The sequence below is a fragment of the Roseateles sp. DB2 genome (assembly GCF_051857535.1).
Classification (GTDB): domain Bacteria; phylum Pseudomonadota; class Gammaproteobacteria; order Burkholderiales; family Burkholderiaceae_C; genus Roseateles_B.
This window is the reverse complement of the sequence record NZ_JBPZGY010000005.1, coordinates 1-22119: the sequence shown is the minus strand read 5'-3', so window position 1 is coordinate 22119 and position 22119 is coordinate 1. Positions and strand designations below refer to the sequence as shown.

18 protein-coding genes are annotated in these 22119 nt (G+C 66.7%); 8 read left to right on the top strand and 10 right to left on the bottom strand.

Annotation, left to right across the window (positions count from 1 at the left end; genetic code table 11):
• Positions 1-24: 24 nt before the first annotated feature.
• Together ACS5PK_RS09660 and ACS5PK_RS09655 are read left to right on the top strand one after the other, a co-directional pair.
• The gene (locus ACS5PK_RS09660; RefSeq protein WP_439440023.1) at positions 25-4377 is read left to right on the top strand and encodes a thioester reductase domain-containing protein; all 4353 of its coding nucleotides are present in this window, start codon (positions 25-27) and stop codon (positions 4375-4377) included.
• A 358-nt stretch (positions 4378-4735) separates the two neighbouring features.
• Positions 4736-5497, top strand: coding sequence for a helix-turn-helix transcriptional regulator (locus tag ACS5PK_RS09655; protein ID WP_439440022.1), 762 nt, complete (start codon positions 4736-4738; stop codon positions 5495-5497).
• Positions 5498-5785: 288 nt separating this feature from the next.
• On the opposite strand, the gene ACS5PK_RS09650 is transcribed toward ACS5PK_RS09655, so the two are convergent.
• Entirely contained in the window at positions 5786-7336 is a 1551-nt protein-coding gene (locus ACS5PK_RS09650) for a methyl-accepting chemotaxis protein (protein WP_439440021.1), read from the bottom strand.
• Between the two features lie 275 nt (positions 7337-7611).
• Here ACS5PK_RS09650 and ACS5PK_RS09645 point away from each other — a divergent pair, with 275 nt between their 5' ends.
• The 3 genes from ACS5PK_RS09645 to ACS5PK_RS09635 all read left to right on the top strand — a co-directional run bounded on the left by ACS5PK_RS09645 (position 7612) and on the right by ACS5PK_RS09635 (position 9520).
• A complete protein-coding gene (locus tag ACS5PK_RS09645) occupies positions 7612-8559 on the top strand; it encodes a CysB family HTH-type transcriptional regulator (protein WP_439440020.1) in 948 nt (315 codons plus the stop codon).
• Positions 8560-8691: 132 nt separating this feature from the next.
• Positions 8692-8910 (top strand): TOBE domain-containing protein, encoded by a 219-nt coding sequence (locus ACS5PK_RS09640; RefSeq protein WP_439440019.1) that lies wholly within the window; start codon positions 8692-8694, stop codon positions 8908-8910.
• A gap of 10 nt (positions 8911-8920) precedes the next feature.
• The gene (locus tag ACS5PK_RS09635) at positions 8921-9520 is read left to right on the top strand and encodes an RBBP9/YdeN family alpha/beta hydrolase (protein ID WP_439440018.1); all 600 of its coding nucleotides are present in this window, start codon (positions 8921-8923) and stop codon (positions 9518-9520) included.
• A 16-nt stretch (positions 9521-9536) separates the two neighbouring features.
• Here ACS5PK_RS09635 and ACS5PK_RS09630 read toward each other — a convergent pair whose 3' ends face one another.
• From ACS5PK_RS09630 to ACS5PK_RS09595, 8 genes are all read right to left on the bottom strand, one after another.
• The gene (locus ACS5PK_RS09630; RefSeq protein WP_439440017.1) at positions 9537-10601 is read right to left on the bottom strand and encodes an ABC transporter ATP-binding protein; all 1065 of its coding nucleotides are present in this window, start codon (positions 10599-10601) and stop codon (positions 9537-9539) included.
• Positions 10594-12336, bottom strand: coding sequence for an ABC transporter permease (locus ACS5PK_RS09625; protein ID WP_439440016.1), 1743 nt, complete (start codon positions 12334-12336; stop codon positions 10594-10596). The genes ACS5PK_RS09630 and ACS5PK_RS09625 overlap by 8 nt, the downstream gene beginning before the upstream one ends.
• Positions 12337-12362: 26 nt before the next feature.
• Entirely contained in the window at positions 12363-13457 is a 1095-nt protein-coding gene (locus ACS5PK_RS09620) for an ABC transporter substrate-binding protein (RefSeq protein ID WP_439440015.1), read from the bottom strand.
• Positions 13458-13480: 23 nt separating this feature from the next.
• Complete coding sequence (locus tag ACS5PK_RS09615; RefSeq protein ID WP_439440014.1) at positions 13481-14524, bottom strand: porin; 1044 nt, start codon at positions 14522-14524, stop codon at positions 13481-13483.
• A 148-nt stretch (positions 14525-14672) separates the two neighbouring features.
• A complete protein-coding gene (locus ACS5PK_RS09610; RefSeq protein WP_439440013.1) occupies positions 14673-15671 on the bottom strand; it encodes a tripartite tricarboxylate transporter substrate binding protein in 999 nt (332 codons plus the stop codon).
• 98 nt (positions 15672-15769) lie between these two features.
• Positions 15770-17236 (bottom strand): sensor histidine kinase N-terminal domain-containing protein, encoded by a 1467-nt coding sequence (locus tag ACS5PK_RS09605; RefSeq protein WP_439440012.1) that lies wholly within the window; start codon positions 17234-17236, stop codon positions 15770-15772.
• Positions 17233-17898, bottom strand: a complete 666-nt coding sequence (locus ACS5PK_RS09600; RefSeq protein ID WP_439440011.1) for a response regulator — start codon at positions 17896-17898, stop codon at positions 17233-17235. Before ACS5PK_RS09600 ends, ACS5PK_RS09605 begins: the two co-directional genes overlap by 4 nt.
• Positions 17899-18039: 141 nt before the next feature.
• Positions 18040-18999 (bottom strand): LysR family transcriptional regulator, encoded by a 960-nt coding sequence (locus ACS5PK_RS09595; protein WP_439440010.1) that lies wholly within the window; start codon positions 18997-18999, stop codon positions 18040-18042.
• A 350-nt stretch (positions 19000-19349) separates the two neighbouring features.
• On the opposite strand from ACS5PK_RS09595, the gene ACS5PK_RS09590 reads away from it, so the two are divergent.
• The 3 genes from ACS5PK_RS09590 (at position 19350) to ACS5PK_RS09580 (ending at position 21415) form a co-directional block, all read left to right on the top strand.
• Positions 19350-20411 carry a hypothetical protein gene (locus ACS5PK_RS09590; protein WP_439440009.1) on the top strand — a complete coding sequence of 354 codons (1062 nt, stop codon included), beginning with the start codon at positions 19350-19352 and terminating at the stop codon, positions 20409-20411.
• Positions 20412-20443: 32 nt separating this feature from the next.
• Complete coding sequence (locus ACS5PK_RS09585) at positions 20444-20623, top strand: hypothetical protein (protein WP_439440008.1); 180 nt, start codon at positions 20444-20446, stop codon at positions 20621-20623.
• A 69-nt stretch (positions 20624-20692) separates the two neighbouring features.
• Complete coding sequence (locus tag ACS5PK_RS09580) at positions 20693-21415, top strand: DUF6624 domain-containing protein (protein WP_439440346.1); 723 nt, start codon at positions 20693-20695, stop codon at positions 21413-21415.
• Between the two features lie 456 nt (positions 21416-21871).
• Here ACS5PK_RS09580 and ACS5PK_RS09575 read toward each other — a convergent pair.
• Positions 21872-22119: transposase (locus tag ACS5PK_RS09575; protein ID WP_439440007.1), on the bottom strand; the 248-nt coding region annotated here is incomplete at its 5' end.

The window sequence follows — 22119 nt, the reverse complement described above, 5'->3', positions numbered from 1 at the left end:
CCCCCTGCATCGCACCACGGCACCATGAATCCCAACGTCGACACCATCCACTACCTCAGCCCCCTGCAGCACGGCATGCTGCACCACTCGCGGCTGGACCCGCGCTCCGGCGTCTATGTCGAGCAGTTCTCCTGCCTGCTGCGGGGCACGCTGGAATGGGACCGCTTCTGCCAGGCCTGGCAGGCGGTGGCCCAGCGGCATGATGTACTGAAGACTCTGTTCATGCGCCTGCAGGAGGCCCAGCCCCTGCAGGTGGTGCTGAAGTCGGTGCAGTTGCCCATCACCCAGTTGGACTGGTCGGCCCTGGACCCGCTGCAGCAGCAGGTGCGCTTCGAGGACCTGCTTCACAGCGACCGCGTACAGGGCTTCGACGCCGGCCGCCCGCCGCTGATGCGCCTGCACCTGATCCGCCTGGACGCGCAACAGACACGCTTCCTCTGGACCTACCACCATGCCATCCTGGATGGCTGGTCCATGCCCATCGTGCTGGCGGAGGTCTTCGAGCACTACGCCGGCCGCCTGGCGGGGCAGCCGCGCCCGGCCCGGGACTATCGCCACTACCTCGCCTGGTTGCGTCAGCAGGATGCGCCGGCTGCGCTGGATTTCTGGAAGGCGCAGCTGGCCGGCTATCGACAGGTCCTGCGCTGGGCCCCTTCCATGCAGCCGTCCGACGCCGACGCCGATGCCCCACGGCGCCTCGGCCACTGGCAGGGCCAGATGCCGCCGGCCTGGGTCGCCCAGGCACAGCAGCTGTGCCGCAGCAGCCGACTGACGCTCAACACCCTCTGCCAGGCCGCCTGGGCCCTGCTGCTGGCGCTGCATGCGGGGCAGGACGATCTCTGCTACGGCATGGTGGTGTCAGGCCGCAATCCCGCCCTGGCTGGCGTGGAACGCATGGTGGGTCTTTTCATCAACACCCTGCCCATGCGCGTAAAGCTGGACGCCCAGTCCTCCGTGCAAGACTGGCTGCAAGGCCTGCAGCAGCAGTCCCAGGAAGTGGAGGCGCGGGCCTACAGCGCCCTGTCCGAGGTGCTGGCCTGCAGCGAGCTGCCGCGCCAGCAGGCCCTGTTCGATGCCATCTATGTGTTCGAGAACTACCCTGGCCAGGCGGCCTTCCGCGACATGGTGGCGGCCCACGGCCTACAGGTCGACGATGTGCGGGCCGTCGAGGAAACCAGCTACGGCCTGGCACTGATCGTGCTGCCGGGCGAGTCCCTGCAGTTCACCCTGAGCCATGATCAGGCCCAGTTCAGCCGAGAGGCCATGGCCAGCCTGGGGCAGCAGTTCCAGGCCCTGCTGGAGCGCCTGGTGACCCAGCCTCAAGCAGCGCTGGGCAGCATCGGCCTTCTGCCGGCGTCCGTGCCGACGGCGCCAGGGGATACGACGGCCCCCTCGCGCAGCCTCCTGTCTCTGCTGGAGGAGCGCGCCCGCCTGCATCCGCAAAGGGCGGCCTTGCTGGCGGGCGAGGGAGACTGCTGCAGCCATGCGCAGTTGCTCGACGCCTGCCACCAAGGGCTGGCCGCCTGGCGGACCCAGGGCCTGCAGGCGGGTGACCACGTGCTGCTGTGCCCGGACGAACAGGCGCCAGTCCAGAGCCTGGCCATGCTGCTGTCTGCCCTTGCTGCCGGATTGGACTGTCTCTGGCCCGCGCAGGCGAGCAACGACTGGCCTCCGCACCTGATGCAAGACCTGAGCCCAAGGATGCGTGTCTGCGCAGGCGCACTGCCCCCGGGGGACGCCTCCAGCACTGGTGGGTTTCTCGCCTGGTCGACCTTGCTGAGCGAAGCACAGGGCCGGCCCGACACCTCCACTCAGGCTCCCAGCTCGACTGGCACCTGCAGCCTGCTGGACAGCCTGGCCGAGCCAGGATCGACGGGCCCGGCAAAGACCCGCCTCATCCGGTACACCCAGGCGCAGTTGGTCCAGGCCCTGGGCGCCGGGGACGCTGGCAGCGCCCCTGCGCAACTGGCCGCGACCGGCTGGCTGAGCGGCAGGGCGCTGTGGTCCGCGTTGCGCACCTTGCTGCAAGGCGGCACCCTTCACACACTGACGGCGAGCGAACTCGACACCCTGCTGCAAGGCAAGGCCACCGAAGCCCTGGCCTTCGACAGCGTGCTGCTCAGCACCGATGAAGCCCGCCGTCTGGACCGGCTGGCCGAGCTGCCAATGGTGATGCCGACCCCGGCCCTGGCTTGCTGGTCCGTGGATGCGACGACCCTGAGCCCCGCCGGCCAACGGGTTCTGCAGCGGCTGGCGCCCCAGGCCCGGCTGCAGCGAGACTGGCACCTGCCCGCCCATTCGCTGCCGCATGCCCAGGCGGTGGGCTCGACCGCGCACCTGGTCCTGCGGGCCGCGCCAGGCACCGTCCTGCAGTTGCGGGACCCGCATCAGCATGCAGCCGCGGCCTATGCCCGCGGCCAACTGCAGCTGGCCGGCGCCAGCGTGCCCAGCCTGCTGCGCATCGAGCACAGCAGTGCGGGCACCGGAGGCTGGCTGGCGGGCCAGCAGCCGCGCCTGTTGAGCGGTCTGCCGGCCTGGCAGGGGCCGCAGGGGCTGGCCATCGAGGCGCACACCCTGCTGGACTCGCCCACACACGAGGCGCTGGCCTGCGGCGGTGCACTCGAACGGGCTCTGATGCGCACGCCAGGCGTCCGGGAGCTGGCCCTGATCGAATTCGTGGACGACGAGGGTCGCTGGACGTCCTGCCTGTTCCTGGTGCCCATCGATGGGGCGGACCCCGCCGAGCTCTGCGCCTTGCTGCTCAAGGCCGCCGCCGCCCACGGCCTGCAGGGGCTGCAGTCGCGTGTGCTGCCGGCGCTGCCGCGCCTGGCCGGCGCCGACGGCGTCCCGGGCCGCATGGACCGCCAGGCCCTGCTGCGCCTGGCGCAGGCGCCTACCGACGCGGGGGCGCATGTGCCCCCCCGCGACGAGCTCGAGCAGCAGTTGCACGCCATCTGGGCAACCCTGCTCAAGACCCCGCAGATCAGCGTGCATGCCAACTACTTCGATCTTGGGGGGCAGTCCTTGCTGGCCTCGGTGATGCTGTTCCAGATCGAGGAGAAGCTGGGCATGCGCCTGGGCATGGAGCAACTGATGGCAGGCCCCACCATCGCCGAGCTGGCCGCCCGCCTGCGCACGGGCGAGCAGGCCGCTGAGCAGGCCCCCGTTGACCTGCCCGCCGAAGCGGTGCTCGACGCCGCCATCACCCCCGCGGCCCCGCCCCGCCAGGGCGAGCCCCGCGAGGTGCTGCTCACCGGCGCGACCGGCTTCCTGGGCGCCCACCTTCTGGCCGAGTTGCTGGCGAGCACAGAGGCTCGGGTGCATTGCCTGGTACGGGCGCGCGACGCCGCCAGCGGTCATCAGCGCCTGGTCGAGGCCCTGCAGACACACGGCCTGTGGGACCCGCGCCATGCCGCGCGCATCGTGGCCCTGCCCGGCGACCTGGGCGCACCGAACCTGGGCCTGACGCCCACGCTCCATGCCCAGATGGCCGCGCAACTGGACGCGATCTATCACAACGGCGCGATGGTGAACTTCGTCTACCCCTACGCCATGCTGAAGGCCGCCAACGTGGACGCCACGGCTGACATCCTGCGCCTGGCCTGCGCCGACCACGCCAAGCCCGTGCACTACATCTCCACGGTGGGCGTGCTCAACCGCCGCGCTGAGACGATTGGCGAAGACCTGGACCTGCCCTTCCACGATCTCCTGCAAGGCGGCTACGAGCAGAGCAAGTGGGTGGCCGAGCAGTTGGTCGCCCAGGCAGGGCGCCGCGGCCTGCCGGTGTGCATCTACCGGCCCTCGCGCATCGTGGGGCACTCCGTCACAGGCCGCATGAACACCGACGATCTCTTCAGCCGCCTCATCAAGGGCATCGCCGTCTTTGGCAAGGCCCCGCGGGACGTCGGCTTCGACAACATCCTGCCCGTGGATCTCGCCGCGCGCCTGATCGTGGAAGCCTCCCGGCATCCCGCGGCACCCGGCCATGCGGTGCATGTGCTGAACCCGGTGTGGAATTCCCTTGACGAGGTGGTGGACCTCATTGAGGCACGCGGCTTCGCGCTGGAGCGCCTGCCTTACGAGGACTGGCTGGCCCAGTTGAGCGACCACGTGCGCCAGGACAGCAGCCATCCCCTGGCCATGCTGATCCCCGTGCTGCACAAGCTCAATCCGGTGGCGGACCCGAGCGTCGGCGCCCGTCTGCCCATCGCCCTGGATCATCTGAAGGCCTGGGCGCCCCGGGCACTGGCAGAAGGCCTGCGCCCCGCCGCCGAGTGGCTGGACCGCTACTTCGAGAACTTCGAACAGAGCGGCTTCCTGCCGTCTGCCGGAGGCGCGGCCCCGACTATTCAATCAATTACTCAACAAGAAAGGTAAAACTTACCAAAATCGGGCTGAAATTAGCATCGTCACCGTCTTACAAACAGTGTCAGTCCTTACAGGTCAGAGCGTTTGTTCATGGGATATTTTCTCGCCGGAACGTCGCTTATCCTATTCAACACTGAGGCTGCCATTGCTGTCTTCAATGGTCGGCACAATTCGAGGCGTTAGGCGCAGGTTTCTATCGCCACAGAGAGAACCGCATAGTTTTCTCTATATTTCGCCCTGACCCTCTCCACCCTCCGTGGAGTCCGGGTCATCGTGTTGACACAGGAAAGCCTTCTGATCACAGCCGCGATGCAGCACCTTTGCTGCCCGTGCTGGGATAGGGAGTTATTTGTTCTAAGAGATAGGTATGTCTAATATTCACGCCACAACCGGAGAATTGGAAACCCTCTCGAAAATCATCAATGAAATCCGCCCTTCAGCAGATTTCATTGACCAGCTGGATCAATTTACCCAGCGTCTCAACGAGGTGATTCCATTCAAGCGCTGTTTGCTGCTCCACGAGCGCGAAGGCAAGGCTCTGTCAAGAGGTTTTGCTTATTACAACGGGGGACAGGATGAGGGGTTTGTCGGGCAATCCAAGCTGAGCAGTGCCATTGGCATCGAGGCCTACAGCGCGCGCTTTGCCAAGTTCAACCAGATCGACCATGCCTTCCAGTGGGCCAGCCGCGACCACCTCGACCTGGGCGTGCCAGAAGGTTCGAACGAGTTGCTGGCGCGCATGCAAGGGCGCTCCGGGCTGGCAGCCAGCGTGCGCTCGGCCATCTCTGGCACCGATGACGTCCACACCTTCTGGCAGTTTGAATGCGACGAGGTCGGCGGCCAGCATCCGCTGCTGCTGAGTTTCGTTGCCTTCTACCTGCACTCCACCTTCACCCTTCATGCGGTGGACCATCAGGTGAAGGACGACTTCTTCGGCATCAGCCTGACCAACAAGGAACGCGACGTCCTGCGCTGGGTGGTGGAGGGGAAAACCTCCTGGGAAATCGGCCGCATCCTCTACACCTCGGAGCGGACCGTCAAATTCCACCTGAAAAACGTTTACGCCAAACTCAATGTCTCCAATCGGGCCCAGGCGGTTGCCGTGGTCAACCGCCTGAGGCTGATCTGACATGGAATGCTCCTGTCCAGGCGCGAGAAGATCGCCGCCCTTATGGAAAGGGACGGCCCACGCTACCGCGCTGATGCGCCGTCCCTGATGCCATTGCGCAGGTAAGCACGGCCACCGCCGGCAAGAAGCCGGGCGTTGGCCTGGCTGGGCAACTGGCGATCAGGGCCTTCGCCTTCGCTTCACCCCCTTCCCATGGGAAAGCGGGCGAAGCGAAGGTTCTGCCAGGTGAGGCGAAGGCTGGCCGCTGCCGGCCCGGCGCGGAGACCGGGCCGCCGACTCAGGCGCGTTTCATGTCGCGCTCAGCCTGAACTTGCTCACCGCCGCCAGGAGGCCGTCCGCCTGGGTCTTCAGGGACTCGGCCGCCGCGGCGGACTCCTCGACGAGCGCCGCGTTCTGCTGGGTCATGCCGTCCATCTGGACGATGGCGGTGTTGACCTCGCCCACGCTCTGCGTCTGGGCCTGCACGGTGGAGGCGATGTCCCCGATCAGCTGGCGCACGTTCTGCACCGACTGCACGACCTGCTCCATGGTGCTGCCCGCCTCGCCCACCAGCTGGCCGCCCCGGTCCACCTGCTCGACGGAGTTCGAGATCAGGGCCTTGATCTCCCGCGCGGCCTGGGCCGAACGCTGGGCCAGGGTGCGGACCTCGGCGGCCACCACGGCGAAGCCACGGCCCTGCTCGCCGGCCCGGGCCGCTTCCACGGCGGCGTTCAGGGCCAGGATATTGGTCTGGAAGGCAATGCCGTCGATCACGCCGATGATGTCGCCGATCTTGCGCGAGGAGGTCTGGATGCCGTTCATGGTCTCCACGACCCGGGCCACCACGCTGCCCCCCTGTGCCGCCACCTCGGCAGCGGCCTGCGCCAGCTGGTGCGCCTGCTGGGCCGAGGCCGCGCTGTGGCGCACGGTCTCCGCCACCTGCTGCATGGCCGCGGAGGTCTGCTCGATGCTGGCTGCCGCCTGCTCGGTGCGGGCCGACAGGTCGTGGCCCCCGCTGGACACCTCCTGCGCCGCCACGGCCACCGCGTCGGCCCCGCGCCGCACGCTGCTGACCGAGGCGTTCAACGCGTCCTGCATGCGGGCCAGGGCACGCAGCAGGTCCCCCAGCTCATCGCGGCGGTCCGAGCTGACGGGGAGGCTCAGGTCGCCATCGGCGATGCGGTCGGCGGTCGCCGCGGCATGGGCCAGGGGCGTGGTCAGCGAGCGGGTCAGCAGCACGGCCACGAAGGCGCCCAGGAGCAGGGCCACGACAATCATCAGGCCGATGCCCCAGCGCACCGAGCTGTAGTCCCGGTGGCTGCGCTGTGAGGCCGCCGCTCCGCCCGCGGTGTTGCTCTCGGTGAGCTTGACCATGGCGTCGGTGGTCGCGCGGAAGGCCTGGCGGGAGTCGCCCCGGAGGTAGGCGCGTGCGTCGTCGGTGCGCCCATCCTTGAGCAGGCCCAGCAGCTGCGGCTGGCTGGCCTGGTAGCGCTGTACCGCGGCCTGCAGGGCCGCGAAGGCCTGGCGCTCCGAGCCCTCGCCCAGCGTGCCCTCGTAGGCCTGCATCAGCTTGGGCAGGACCTCCCACTGCTTGGCGATGCGGGCGGATTCGTCCTTCATGGACTTTTCATCACCGCCCAGCAGCATCTGCAGCTCGGCGCGCCGCATCTGGTTCAGGGCCTCGTTGATGCCGGCCAGCTGCTGGGTGCTGGGCAACCAGTCCTCGGCCAGGGCCGTCACGCTGTCATGGACCCGGCTCACCCGGTCCAGGGCATAGAGCCCCATCGCCAGCACCAGTGCCAGCAGCACGGCAAAGCCGGCCGCCAGACGCACCCCCACTCGCAGGTTCGACAAACGCATCTGAGTACTCCTTGGGGCCTCGCCGGGCCCGTCGAGATCCATGGCCGCCAGGCTTGCGCCCCCGGGACGACAAGCCACCGCCGCCCGGAGCTTCCGGAGGGCCGGCGCCTGACCTTAGCAGCCCGGCCGCCCGCTGGGAAGCCGGCCCGTTGCGGCCGGCACAAGCTGCCCTGCATCAGATTTCACGCCCGGCTTCACATGCTTTGCACTTTTTCTTGGAGGACAGCGACGGCACCCCTCGCAAGAATGAAAAGCGCATAACAAGAAGGCACGCCATGAATTTTCAGCAACTTCGATCCGTCCGCGAAGCCCAGCGCCGCGGCTTCAATCTCACCGAGGTGGCCGCCGCCCTGCACACCTCCCAACCCGGTGTCAGCCGCCAGATCCGCGAGCTGGAGGACGAGCTGGGCATCGAGATCTTCATGCGCGCCGGCAAGCGCCTGACCGGCCTCACCGACCCGGGCCGCAATGTGCTGCCCATCGTCGAGCGGCTGCTGCAGGAGGCCGAGAACCTGCGCCGCGCCGGTGACGACTTCGCCCGCGCCGGCCGTGGCGTGCTGCGCATCGCCGCCACGCACAGCCAGGCGCGCTATGCCCTGCCCCCGGTGGTGAGGGACTTCCGCGTCAGCCATCCCGAGGTGGAGCTGACCCTGCAGCAGGGCTCGCCTCAGCAGGTCGCCCGGCTGCTGCTGGACGGCGAGGCCGACATCGGCATCGCCACCGAGGCCCTGGCCCAGTACGAGGACCTGGTCGCCCTGCCCTGCTACCGCTGGACCCACACCGTGGTCACGCCCCGGAACCACCCCCTGGCCGAGGCCCAGCGCCGCGGCGAGACGCTCACCCTGGAGCGCCTGGCCGACTACCCCATCGTGACCTACGAGACCGGCTACACCGGCCGCTCCCACATCGACCAGGCATTCAAGGCCGCGGGCCTGGCGCCGCACGTGGTGCTGGCCGCCATGGACGCCGACGTGATCAAGACCTATGTGGAGCTGGGCCTTGGCGTGGGCATCGTCGCGGCCATCGCCTATGACGACGAGCGCGACCGCCACCTGGCGGCCATCGACGCCCGCCATCTCTTCGCCGACAACATGACCCGCCTGGCCCTGCGGCGCGACGCCTATCTGCGCGACTACGCCTATGCCTTCATCGAGACCTTCGCGCCGCCCTGGACGCGCGAGGCGGTGCATGAGGCCCGCGAGGGTCAGGTCTTGCCTGCCTGAGCGGCCGGGGTCATCGACGGGCGGCGCATGAGCTGCTGCGTTCTTGTTCCTTCCGTGTACCTGCCCGGCTGCCTAAGCTGGGCACCAGCACCCGCCGCATCGGGCGGGCTTCACCGACCACAGGGAGCTTCCATGAGCATCACCGCCATCAATGTGCGCAACCAGTTCCGCGGCACCGTCAAGGAGATCATCGAAGGGCCGGTCGTATCCGAGGTCGACGTGCTGACGGCCGGCGGACTGATCGTCACCTCCGTCATCACCACGCGCTCCATCAAGGACCTCGACCTGGCCGTGGGCCGCGAGGTGGTGGCCCTGGTCAAGTCGACCGAGGTCTCGATCGCCACGCTCTGAGGAGACCGCCATGGCCTACCGCGCCCCCCGCCTGCTCATCATCCCCGGCCTGCACGACAGCGGTCCCGCCCACTGGCAGACCTGGCTGCAGCAGCAGTACCGGGACTCGCGCCGCGTGGTGCAGCGCGACTTCAGCCAGCCCGACCTGCCGCGCTGGGCCGACCGCATCCAGCGCACGCTGGAGAGCGCCGGCCGCGAGGAGACCGGCGGCGAGTGGGTCGCCGTGGCCCACAGCTTCGGCTGCCTGGCCCTGGCCCGGCATCTGGCCGACCACCCCGACACGCCCATCCGCCAGGTCCTTTTCGTGGCGCCGGCAGAGCCGGACAAGTTCGGCCTGGCCGAGGCCCTGCCCCACCACCGCCTGGCCGTGCCCAGCAGCCTGATCGCCAGCCAGAACGACCCCTGGATGAGCGCGGCCAGCGCCCTGCGCTGGGCCAGCCGCTGGGGCGCCAGCTACAGCAACCTGGGCGCGGTGGGCCACATCAACAGCGAGTCCGGCTTCGGCCCCTTCCCCCTGGCACGGCGCTGGGTGGAGGCGGCACGAGCCCGCGCGGCGCGCGAGCAGCGGCCGGCGCATGCGGCCATCCAGGAGTGGCGCTTCGCCGTCTGAGCCGGCGCTGCGAGGCTCAGGCCGCGTAGGCCCAGCAGGCCTCGGCGGGCAGGTCCACCCAGTAGTCGCGGCCCGCCTCGCGGGGCGCATGGCCGAAGGCACGCAGGCGCAGCCCGCTGCTCTCGAACAGGTACTCCCAGCGGTCGCCCAGGTACATGGAGGTGATCATGCGGGCCTGCATGCGGTTGGGCCCCGGCTCGTCGGCCACGCCCACGCGCTCCAGGCGGATGACGACCTGGGCCTTGTCGCCCACGCGCAGCGGGCTGCGGCTCTGCGCCAGCAGGGAGCCGGCCGGCCCCTGCAGGCGCACGGCGTCGGCGCCGACCTGATCCACCGTGGCCTCAAAGCGGTTGTTGCTGCCCATGAATTCAGCCGTGTAGAGCGTCTGCGGGGCGCCGTAAAGCTCTTGCGGCGTCCCCTCCTGCTCGATGCGGCCGTTGCGCAGCAGCAGGATGCGGTCGCTCATGGCCATGGCCTCGGTCTGGTCATGGGTCACGCACAGGGCCGAAAGGTTCAGCTTCACGATCAGCGCTCGCAGCCAGGCCCGCGCCTCCTCGCGCAGCTTGGCGTCGAGGTTGGACAGCGGCTCGTCCAGCAGGATCACCGGCGGGTTGTAGACCAGGGCCCGGGCGATGGCCACGCGCTGCTGCTGGCCGCCCGAGAGCTGGAAGGGGTAGCGCTCGCCGAGATGGCCCAGGCCCAGGTTGTCCAGCGCCGCCTGCACGCGGGTCTTCACCTCGGCCGCGGGCACCTTGCGAAGCAGCAGGCCATAGCCCACGTTCTGTGCCACGGTGCGGTGCGGCCACAGGGCATAGGACTGGAAGACAAGGCCCAGCGAGCGCCGCTCGGCGGGCTGGTCGATGCCGCGGGCGGCGTCGTAGAGCGCCTCGCCGTCGAGCAGGATGCTGCCCTGCGAGGGATGCTCCAAACCCGCCACGGCGCGCAGCAGCGTGGTCTTGCCGCTGCCCGAGGCGCCCAGCAGCGAGACCACCTCGCCGGCCTTGAGCTTGAAGGAGACGCCCTGCAGCACCGGCACCGTGCCGTAGCCCAGGTGGATGTCGTTGACGACGAGCTTAGTCATGGAGCTTCACCCCGAAACGCAGTGCCACGGCCAGACCCAGACTGACCATGACGATGTTGATGACAGAGAGTGCGGCGACCAGGTCCGTGGCCCCTGAGGCCCACATGGACACCAGCAGCGCGCCGATGACCTCGGTGCCGGGCGAGAGCAGGTAGACGCCGGTCGAGTACTCCCGCTCAAAGATCAGGAAGATCAGCAGCCAGCTCGACAGCAGGCCGAATCGCACCAGCGGCAGCGTCACATGCCGGCTGACCTGCGAGGCCGTGGCGCCGACGGTGCGAGCCGCCTCCTCCAGGTCCGGCCCCACCTGCATCAGCGCGCTCTGCACCACACGCTGCCCGTAGGCCAGCCAGATCACGGTGTAGGCGACCCAGATGGCGACCATGGAATTGCGCCATTCCTTGAGGCCGGGCACGAAGAGGAAGACCCACAGAAAGGCCAGACCCGCCAGCAGGCCCGGCACGGCGCGAGGCACCAGCACCAGGTAGTCCATCAGCTGGGTGGCCAGGTCCTTGCGGCGATGTCCCGCAAAGGAGATGGCCGTGTAGCAGGCCACCGCCAGCGCCCCGCCGATCACGCCCATGCCCAGCGTGTTGAGGATGGCTCGCACCAGGTTGTCCTGCTCGAAGACGTCCACGTAATGCTGCAGTGTGAAGGCCTCGACCAGGGAGATGCCCTCGCCCCACTGCGACACGAAGGAGCGCAGCACCACGCCCGACACCGGCACGAAGACGGTGAGGAACAGCCACAGCGCCACGATGCCAAGGGCCAGCCAGCGCCAGCCGCCAAGGCGCAGGGGCACTTGCCGGCCGCCCTTGCCTTTGATGGAGACGTACTTGCTGGCGCTGCGCAGCAGGCGGCGCTGCAGCAGCACCAAGGGGAAGGTCACCAGCACGATCAGCACCGCCACCACGGCCATCAGGTGATAGGACGGCGAGCCCAGCTTGCTGGCGAGCTTGTACATATAGGTCGTCAGCACCAGGTAGCCATTAGGATCGCCCAGCACCAGGGGCAGGCCGAAGACCTCGAAGCCCAGGAAGAAGACCAGCACCCCCGCGAAGAGGATGGAGGGCATGACCATGGGCAGGCTCACGTCGCGAGCCACGCGCAGCGGCGAGGCGCCGGCCACGCGGGCGGCCTCCTCCACATCACTGCCCAGGTTGCGCAGGGCGGCCGAGGCGTAGAGGTAGACGTGCGGCACATGGGTCAGCCCCGCGATGACCGCGATGCCGCCGATGGAGTACACATCCCACCACTCCGGCCCGAAGGCCTGCCGCCACCACAGGGTGTAGAGCCCACTGGGCCCGGCGGAGACCACATAGCCCAGGGCCAGCACCACGGCCGAGACGAAGATGGGCGTCAGCAGCAGGGGCTCGATCCAGCGCCGGCCCGGCAGGTCGGTGCGCACCATCAGGAAGGCCAGCAGCGCGCCCTGGGGCACGGCGATGGCCACCATGCCGCCCGCGATCAGCAGCGAGTTGCGCAGCGCGAACCAGAAGTCCGGATCGTCGAAGACGAAGCGGTAGGCCTCCAGCGAGACCTCGTGCCGGGGCATGAAGAAGGGCGCGGACAGCAGGCTCTGGTAGCCGATCATGGCCAGCGGCAGCAGCACCACCAGCACGGTGAGGCCGATCACCAGGAAGCGGCCCAGGGCCGGCAGGCCCGGCAGCACGGGGCGCCCCGGGAGGCCTGGCGATCGGCCGCGCTGGCGCGGCAGGGATGGGGTCATGGACATCAGGGTCACTCCCGGGGGTCAGGTCTTCACTTGCGCGCGACGTAGCCGCGCCAGGTCTTGATGAACTCCAGGCGCTTGCCCTGCTCCAGGTAGGTCAGCAGGTTCTGGTCGATGGCGATGGGGCGCAGGCTCAGGCCCAGCTCCTTCTGCAGGGCCTGGGCCGTCATCTCGCCTTCCACGTCGGAGCGGATGGAGTAGAGCTCGGAGGCTGATGACAGCGTGGTCTGGCCGCGCCGGGACAGCAGGTAGTCCAGCCACAGCTTCGCCGCGTTCGGGTTCTTGGCTCCCTTGGCGATGAAGGCCACGCGGCTCATCACCAGGGTGTGGTCCTTCAGGAGCGCGTAACCGATGTTGCTGTCCTTCTTGGCGCGGGCGTGGGCATACGAGGTGATCATGTTGTAGCCCAGCAGCTGCTCGCCCGAGGAGATGCGCTCCATCATCGTGCTGCTGGAGGACTGCAGCTTCACGCCGGCCCCCGCCATGGCCTTGACCACGTCCCAGGTCAGCGCGGGGTTCACGTGCACGTCCGCCGTCAGGTAGAGGAAGCCCACGCCGGCCTTCTCGATGTCGTAGGTCGTGACCTTGCCCTGCAGGCGCGGGTCGGCCAGCAGCTTGACGAGATCGGCGTGGGTCCTGGGCAGGTCCGCGGCCGGCAGCAGGCGCTTGTTGTAGACCAGGCCCAGCGGCTCGAAGGTCGTGCCATAGGCCGTCTTCTGGTAGACAGCCCAGGCCGGCAGCGCCCGGGTCTCGACGGACTCGTAGGGCTGCGCATAGCCGTCGGCCACGAGCTTGACGGCCTGGTCCATGGCCGAGTTCCAGACCACGTCGGCGCTGGTCGTGCCGGCGGCGGTCTCGCTGATGAAGCGGTTGAACAACTCCACGCTGTTCATGTCCATGTACTCGACCTTGACGCCGGGATAGAGGCTCTCGAACTCCTTGACCAGGGGCTTGCCGGCCGCAGCGTCGGTGGGCGTGTAGATGGTGACCTTGCCCTCCTTCTTCGCGGCGTCGATGAGGGTCTGGTAGCTGGCCGGATAACCGGCGGGCACCTGGGCCAGGGCGGCGCAGGACAGGGCCGTGGCGGCCAGCGCCAGGCAGGTGCGTCGGGTGATGTGAGGCATGGTGGACTCCTGGAATGGCGGCTTCAGAAACGGTGCTGGATGCCCACGCCGAAGCTGGACTGGGTGTCGGCAAAGGCGGCGTCATCGCGCGAGACGCTCACCACGCCGCTCTTGGCCCCGGCCGTGGAGGCCACGGCATACAGCCAGGTGCGCTTGGACAGCGCGTACTTGGCGCGCAGGGCCAGCAAGTGCGGGTTCTCCGGGGTGAGAGGGCCGCTCTTGATGGACTGGAAGTAGTAGGCCGGCGTGAGGTCCAGCTGCGGGGTGACGGCCCAGGTGGCGCCGATCCAGCCCAGGGTGCTCTTCTGCTCGGTGCCGGCGGTGGGCGTCTTCCTGTACTGGCGCAGGGCCACGAAGAGCTTCACCGGCTTCATGTCATAGCTCAGACCGAGATGGACGGTCTGCTCCTTGCTCGTGGCGCCAGTCTGCTGGTCGCGCTGGTCCATCACCAGCACGGCGCCCAGGCCATCAGCCTCGTAGACCGCACCGAGCGCGGCATAGCGGCCGGTCGAGGCGCCCTCGCCCGCGGCCACCGTGGCACCGAGCTTCACGGGGCCGAACCTGCCTTCGTACTTGATGAGGTTGGGCGCGCCGGTGATCATGCCGTCCTTGCGCGTGCCAGCCGCACCGGCCGAGGTGGCCCAGGAGTAGAAGGGCGCATAGCCCATGGGGTCGAAGGGCAGCAGGAAGTCGTAGGCGGTGGTGTAGGAGCGGCCCGCGACGACACGGCCGAAGGCCCCCTGCAGGCCCACATTGGCCTGGCGCCCCCAGTAGTTGGACGCTGCCGCGCCCGTGTCCATGCCGACCTCGGCCTCCAGGTTGAACACGGCGCTCAGGCCGCCGCCCAGGTCCTCGCTGCCGCGCAGGCCCCAGCGCGAGGTGTTCATGCCGCCCGAGGTCACCGAGGTCCGGCTGCCGCCCGTGGCCGACATGTGGTTGCGGTGCTCGACGATCACGTCGGCGATGCCGTAGATGCTCACCGAGCTCTGGGCCACGGCACTCAGCGGCGCCGCCAGGCACAGGGCGGCCAGGCCGCAGGCGCTCAGGGGACGGGAAGTCTTGTTCATGGAGGTCTCCGTTGGTTCTTGGGGTCGGGAAAAATCGGTCGGGACGCCTGGAAAGACGGGGGATCAGGCAGTTGCAGGCAACACCTGACCCCGGCCTGTCCCTCACGACAGGTCCGCGCAGTCCAGGCGGGGAAGGGTCAGGCGCCCGTCATCGGCGCAGGCCGAAGCGCTCGGCAATGTCGGCGAAGCGTCGGGTCTGGTCCTCGAGATGGGCCTGCAGCGCAGGCCCGGTCAGGGCCAGCGGAAAGAGGCCGTGCTGGGCGCGCAGCTTGTCGAAGGCCGGCGTGGCCATCAGCTGCTCGAAGCGCTGGCTCCAGGCCTGGAAGGCAGCATCCGGGACCTTGGGCCCCATGTAGAAGCCACGCACGCTGGGCCAGACGATGTCCACACCCTGCTCGCGCGCCGTGGGCACCTGGGCCAGCAGACCCGGCAGGCGCTGCTCCGACATGACGGCCAGCACGCGGAAAGGTCCGTTGGGCGGCAGCTTGTCCGCCACCTCCGAGGCATCGCCCGCGTAGACCTGCACATGCCCGGCCTTCAGCGCCGCCGTGGCCTCGCCGCCGCCCTCGAAGGCGACGAAGCGCATGGACTTGTGGTCCACGCCCGCCGCCGCTGCCAGCAGGGCCGACTTGACCCAGTCCTGGCTGCCTATGGTGCCGCCGGCCGCGAAGGTGACCTTGCCCGGCTTGTCCTTCAGCGCCGCCAGCAGGTCCGGCAGGGTCTTCCAGGGGGACTGGCTGCTCACCAGCACGATGCCGTAGTCCGCGCCGATGGCGGCCAGCCAGCGCACGTCCTGCAGGCTGTGCCGCCCGAAGCGACCCTGGGCCAGGTTGAGCAAGGAGCCGCTGGAGAAGGCGACCAGGGTCTGCGCCTCGGCCGGTCGCCGGGTGGTGAGGGTGTCGAAGGCAATGGCACCGACGCCGCCTGGCATGTAGCTGATGCGCAGGGGCTGCGCCCCCAGGCCGGCCTGGGCAAGGGCCGCCTGCGCCAGCTTGCAGCTCAGGTCGAAGCCACCGCCCGGCTTGGCCGGGGCAATGCACTCGGGCGGTGGCGCGAATGCGGGCGCGGCTGGCTGGGCCTGGGTCGCTGGCGCCATCGCCAGGGCCGCGAGGACCAGTGCCGCCATCCATGGAAAGGCTTTGGGCATGTCGTCTCCGTGCGGTGATCTTCGCCGTCCCCCGGAAGCCTGGGCCTTGGGGAACGGTCTGCCACCTGCTATGGGCGCACTCTACGAAGCCGTGGCTTTCAGTCGCCTTTCAGTGGCCGCTGCGTTGCCACGGCGTCACTGACAGGCAGCAGGGGCAGCCGCAGGCTCACGGCCGTGCCGCGCTCGCCGCCCTCGGATGACAACTGGGCGGCCGAGACCTCCATGCGCCCGTGATGCCGCTGCAGCACGGCCCGCACGATGGCCAGCCCCAGGCCCGAGCCCGGCAGCGCCACATTGCTGCCGCGGAAAAAGCGCTCGCCGGCCCGCGGCCTTTCGGCAGCCGGGATGCCGGGGCCGTCGTCGACCACCCGCAGGCAGGCGCCTTGCGCGTCGGCGAAGACCTGCACCGTCACCTGCCCGCCCGGCTGCACATAGCGCAGGCTGTTGTCCAGCAGGTTCAGCAGGGCCTCGCGCAGCTGGCCCGCATGGCCCAGCACGAGGACGGGCTCCGGGGCCGGCTCCAGCCCCAGGTCCACGCCGCCGGCGCGTGCGGCGGGCCAGCTGTCCCGGGCGCAGCGCTCGGCCAGGGCGTTGAGGTCCAGCGCCTCCATCTGCACCTCGGCCGTGTCGGCGCGGGCCAGGGCCAGCATCTGGTTGGTGCGCCGCACCGTGTCCTCGATCTGGGACTTCAAGGCCACGAGGGCTTCGCTGACGCGCGCCGGATCCTGCTCGCGCAGGGCATAGCCCACCTGCGTGGACAGTGTGGCCAGGGGCGTACGAAGCTGGTGCGAGGCATCGTCCACGAAGCGGCGCCGACCCTCGATGAGCTCGCGCTGCCGCTGCAGGTGGTGGTTGATGGCCCGGACCAGGGGCGCGGCATCCGCCGGCACCTGGGTCTCGTCCACGGGCGAGAGGTCGTCCTCGGAGCGCGCCTCCACCTCGCGCCGCAGCCGCTCCAGCGGCTGCAGGGCCCAGCCGATGACCAGGGCCAACGTGGCCGTGACCACCAGGATGGTCAGCGCATCACGACCGATGGCCTGGAGCAGCAGGCCCCGGGAAAACTCATTGCGCGAGGTGGTGGACTCGGCCACCTGGATCACCAGCCGGCGTCCCGGGTGTTCGGGATCCAACTCGCGCGACAAAGCCCCGACGCGCACCGGCTCGCCGAAGTACTCCGCGTCGATGAACTGCGGCACGCCCAGGGCCAGACCTTTGGGCGGCAGGGGCAGGCCGGCATTGCCGATCTCGACCAGGCCGTCGTCCGTGCTGACGCGGAAGAAGACCTGCCCGCTGGCGGTCAGCTCGAAGAACTCCAGCATGCGGTAGGGCAGCTCCACCGACAGGCCGGTATCCGTCGACACATTGCTGTCGATGGCCTTGATGGCCCCGAGCAGCGAGCGGTCATAGGCCGCATTGGCCGCCTGCAGGCCCGTCTTCCAGGTCAGGGCGGATTCGATGCTCACCATGACCAGCATGATGGGCAGGGACAGGGTCAGCAGCGTCCGCCGCACGCTGAACCGGTGCCAGGCGGCCGGCAGCTGCGGCAGCTGCAAGCCCAGCCTCACGCAGGCTCCAGCACATAGCCCAGGCCGCGCAGCGTGGTGATGCGGACCTTGCCGGACTCCAGGCGCCGCCGCAGCCGATGAACGAGCACCTCCACGGCCTCGGGCCGCACGTCCTGCTCGTCCGAGAAGAGGCGCTCCAGGATCTCCTGCTTGGAGAGCGGCTCGCCGCTGTGCTGGATCAGCGTGCGCAGCACCGCATGCTCGCGGGGCGACAGGGCCAGCGTTTCGCCGTCCAGCGTGAACTGCTTGGTCGCAGCGTCGTAGGAGAGCGGCCCGCAGCTGAAGCGCGGCTGCTCGCGCCCGCGCGAGCGGCGGATGAGGGCCACGAGCCGGGCCTCCAGCTCCTGGATCTCGAAGGGCTTGGCGAGGAAGTCGTCCGCGCCTTCGTGCAGGGTGCTCACGCGCTCGGCCAGGGAGTCGCGCGCCGTCAGCACCAGCACCGGCACCCGCGAGTCCGCCTTGCGCAGCTGGCTCAGCACCTCATGGCCGCCCAGGCCCGGCAGGCCCAGGTCCAGGATGAGCGCGTCGTAGCGCGTCGTCTGGAGCTGGCCGGCCACCAGCCGGCCGTCGTCCACCCAATCCACGACGAAGTCGCTCTGCCGCAGGGCGCGGACCAGCCAGTCGGCAAGGGCACGTTCGTCTTCGGCAAGGAGCAGGCGCATGGCGGCAATGCTAGCCCAGCCGCCCCCTCATCGCCTTGAGCCGAAAACTCGCCGCGCACCGTGCTGATCAGACCAGCACCATGGCCCGTGGTGAGCAGCGGCAAAGCGCCCATGGCCATGGCTTGCCCCGATTGGCACTGGCTAGGGCATCCCCAGCTTGGAACGCGTGTTAAACCTGGCGACCAGGAAGTCAATCAGCACGCGGACCCGAAGCGGCACGTGGCGGTTTCCTGGGTAGAGCAGCGAGAAGGGCCGGGAACTGCCGCCCCACTCGGTCAGCGCCTCCTTGAGCCGGCCATCGCGGAGCTCCTCCTCCACCAGGAAACGATAGGTCTGCGCCAGACCGGCGCCACTGCGCGCAAGCGTGATCGGACCCAGGATGTCATCGGCACAGCGGAGTCGGCCGTGCGTGGCGACCTCCAGTGTCTCGCCCTCCTTCTGGAAAACCCAAGGCACGGCTGAGCCTGTGCTTGGCAGCAGGAACTGGATGCACTCGTGATCCTTCAGTTGGGCGATGGTGCTGGGTTGCCCGAAGCGCTTCAGGTAGTCCGCCGAGGCCACCACGACCAAAGCAGCATCCTCAAGCTTCCTGGCGACAAGACCCGAGTCGGGCGGGTTGCGCCCCTGAATTGCGAGGTCGAAGCCTTCGCCGGCAAAGTTGACGTTCCTGTTGGTCATCTGCACTTCAAGGGCGATGTCCGGGTACTTTCTTGTGAACTCGTGCAGCACCGGCAAGACGCGAAAGTGGCCGTAGGACGTTGGCAAGCTGACCCGAACCAGCCCTGACGGTTTCACCTGCTGGCCCGTGATCTCGCGCTCTGCTTCAGCAAGTTGCGCCAGCGCTTCCCGGCATTGCTCGAAGAAGCGCTGGCCATCCACCGTCAGGCTGACGCTGCGTGTTGTGCGGGTGAACAAGCGGACGCCCAGGCGTGTCTCCAGGCGGTTGACGGAGCGACTGACTCCTGCCGTGGTGAGCCCCGCCGCGCGTGCGGCGGCCGAGAAGCCCTGGTGCTGGGCCACAAGACAGAAAAGCTCAATCCCGCTGAGCAACACAGAGTTCGGCGCCACCTCTTCGGTGGAATGTTTGAGCGAATAGCGCACGAAAAGATAAGGACAGGGTGAGCTGCCTGTCTCACCTGTAAAGCTGGACGATGTCTGAACCTGTTGCCGCCGGCTAACCCTAGCCAAACCGACCACCAGCCTTTGCCGCTCGCAGGATCAGTTTCGGCGCATCTCAATAGTTGCCGATATATGACCTTCGACACCCCGCAAGAAATGGCAGTTATCGCTGCTAATGAGCTGGGATAACCTTCAAAGTATTGGTGGTCGCACTGACTCAAACATTTACTGATTGAGTCATTTAAAGAAGTAGAAAACCGGACAACCGGCAGAAGCGCTGCTTCAGTTTTCTCACCACAAGACCCTATTCTGGTTACCCCATAAATCTGACAATGACTGCTTTGGCTAAGCTAGTCAGTGGAGCGTTTTGTCGAAAATTATTGAGTAATTCGATGATTCTAATAATTTCATTCGAGGCTGATGCGCATGCGAACATTGTGAGTCGAGCGCTTCAATCAATTGGTCATCGATGTGAGATTCGTGGTGCATTTGGATTTCCATCGGAAGAATGCATATCGCTTCAGTTTCCCAAGCGTCATGGCAATGCCTGGATTGGGCTTGACGACGATGAGATATCAGTGATTTGGTATAGGCGGGATGCAGTAATTAATAGGTTGAGCTCGATTGAGGCCAACAGGATGCGGGTGATTGAGCAGGAATATATTGCTGCGCGCCGTGCATGTTACTCCGCGCTAGGTCGATTCAAGTCGCTATGGGTCAATGATTGGAAAAATGCGTGGGCTGCTGAAGAGAAGCTGCTGCAGCTGCAGATTGCCAGCAGTGTTGGATTTGAAGTGCCGGATACGCTAATTTCCAATGATCCGGCGGAAATAAGAAGCTTCTGCAGCAGGCATGAAGATGGTGGGGTGGTTCACAAGATGTTCCGTCAGGCGAGCTTTGGTCACAAGACCAGTTGCACTGCCCTTGTGACGCCTACAGTTTTGGCGAATGACAAATTGCTGAGTGGAGTTCCCGGAATTTATCAGAGACGTGTCGATCTGGAGTTTGATATAAGAGTCTTGGTTGCAGGGCAGTCGTTCATTTCGGCCCGCCTTCAAACCGAAGATAAGCGATTCGTTGATTCGAGAGTGTTGACACACAGAGCGGGATGCGTTCATCCCTGGGACCTGGATGAGCGTACCAAGGCTATGTGTCTTGACTTGATGAAACATCTTGGCCTTGTCAGCGGATCCATAGACCTTGGCGTCACAAAAAATGGTGAGATCGTCTTCTTTGAAGTGAATCAGGCGGGCAATTTTCTGTGGGCAGAGCAAGCCAACCCAGATCTGCCGTTGCTGGATTTCTATTGCGATTTCCTGATATCAGGGGATCCGGATTTTGAGTACAAGCCTGGATCAAGGAATGGATTGACGTTCGCCTCATTCGTCAATTGAAGTTCTGTTTAATGAGGCAATTTGGAGGAAAAATGAACGAAAAAATCGAACTGCTGGGCGAAGCCCTTGCCGTGGAACTGTCTGACGCTGAAGTCAAGCATGTTTCTGGCGGCGGTGCTAACGTGGCAACGCGGGAGAACAGCTGCTCCGACCCCAAGGCAGGTGGGGCTGTGGTTTGCACCAGCCAGACTGACAACATTTACGTTGACTAAATAGATCGGTTTGTCAATGTTTTGGCGGCAAGTCTCTTGGCTTGCCGCCATTCCTGCTTTGGGGGCGTGATGAAGAAAATGTGCTTGATGGTTTGTGCGCCTATGCTTGCGCTTGCGAATGTGTTTGCAAACGAACCGGAGATCAAGAAGGAGTCTCCACCACTTCCGGATTTTAAAATATCAACATCGTGTGATTGGCAAGCAGAGGTTCGTCGCACAAACACCTGGCTTGAGCGCGATCAAAAAGGCAGGATTGAGCTGGGCAAGCTGATTGATGCAAATCCCTCTGGAGTCCCACGCGAAGAATATGATCGAGTGAGTAAAGCCTTGAAGGAAGAGGAGTCCTTGCTGCAGGCAGAGCTTGAGGATCTTGTCATGCGTTGCGGCTGGCCATCCAAAACCGCTTTTGGGAATAGAGCTGGTGAGAATGCCTGGTTTGTCGTGCAGCATGCACCGCCTGAATTCAAGATTCGCTACCTGCCACTCGTACAAGCCGCAGCTGAGGCTGGGGAACTTCCAAAGCGTATGTGGGCAACGCTCTATGATCGAGTTCAACTGAGCCAGGGGCGACCGCAGCGGTACGGTTCTCAAATTTGCGATGAGGGCAATGGAACGCGGCGCGTTTGCGACATCGAATCTGTCGAAGGCATTGACATGCGCAGGGCGGAGGTTGGCATGGTGCCAGTTTCATGGTGCGCCTACCTTTCGATGAATGGTGCAACACATCCCATCTGCGAGGTCGGCGCACCGGCTTCAGCGAATAGTGGCAAGCCAAATGCAACTTCGCCGTGAGGTAGAGCCCGATTGAGACGCGACAGCGCGCCGGAGTTCAGCGCATCTCGTCGGGTTGCTGTCGACGTTGCAGTTCAGAGCCGCAGGCTCCCTGACAGTGGTCGATGTCGCCCAGCAGCGCTAAGGTCCAGTCGATGATCTGGCGCGCCTGGTGCCATTGCCATCTGTGACGCTGGCGCCAGCTGTCGGGTCCCGGACGAATATCGTGGCCATCGACTGGGCTACGCGCTGGGGCTTCATCGCCATCAAAAGCCACAAGACCGCAGCAGCGGCACACGCCTTCCTGGCGGCTGTGGCGAGGGCGGCGCCGTTCAAGATTCGAGACCGCTGCACAACTGAACCCATCGCGCGCAGCCACTCGGCCCACACGCTGAAGATTTCGGCATGCGCAAAGGATTCGAGTTTTTGGGCCCGTTTGGGGACCTTTCGAGCCCTTCCCCCAGGCCCTTGGGCCCCTCAAGACGGACTACTGCTCGGACACGGCTGCAGTCGCCCGCTCTGCAGCTTCCTCGTCGCCTTGAGCAGATTGAGCCCCAGCGCCGCCCAGGCCATCTGCGCCTGCGTCTTGGCCGCCCCGAAGCACCGTGCCCGGCCCAAGTGGAAGCGCCGCTTCATCGTGCCGAAGCCCTGCTCGACCTTGTAGCGCAGCGTGGCGATGGCCCGGTTCATCCGGGTCTGCAAGGGATGCACAGGATGGCCCCGGC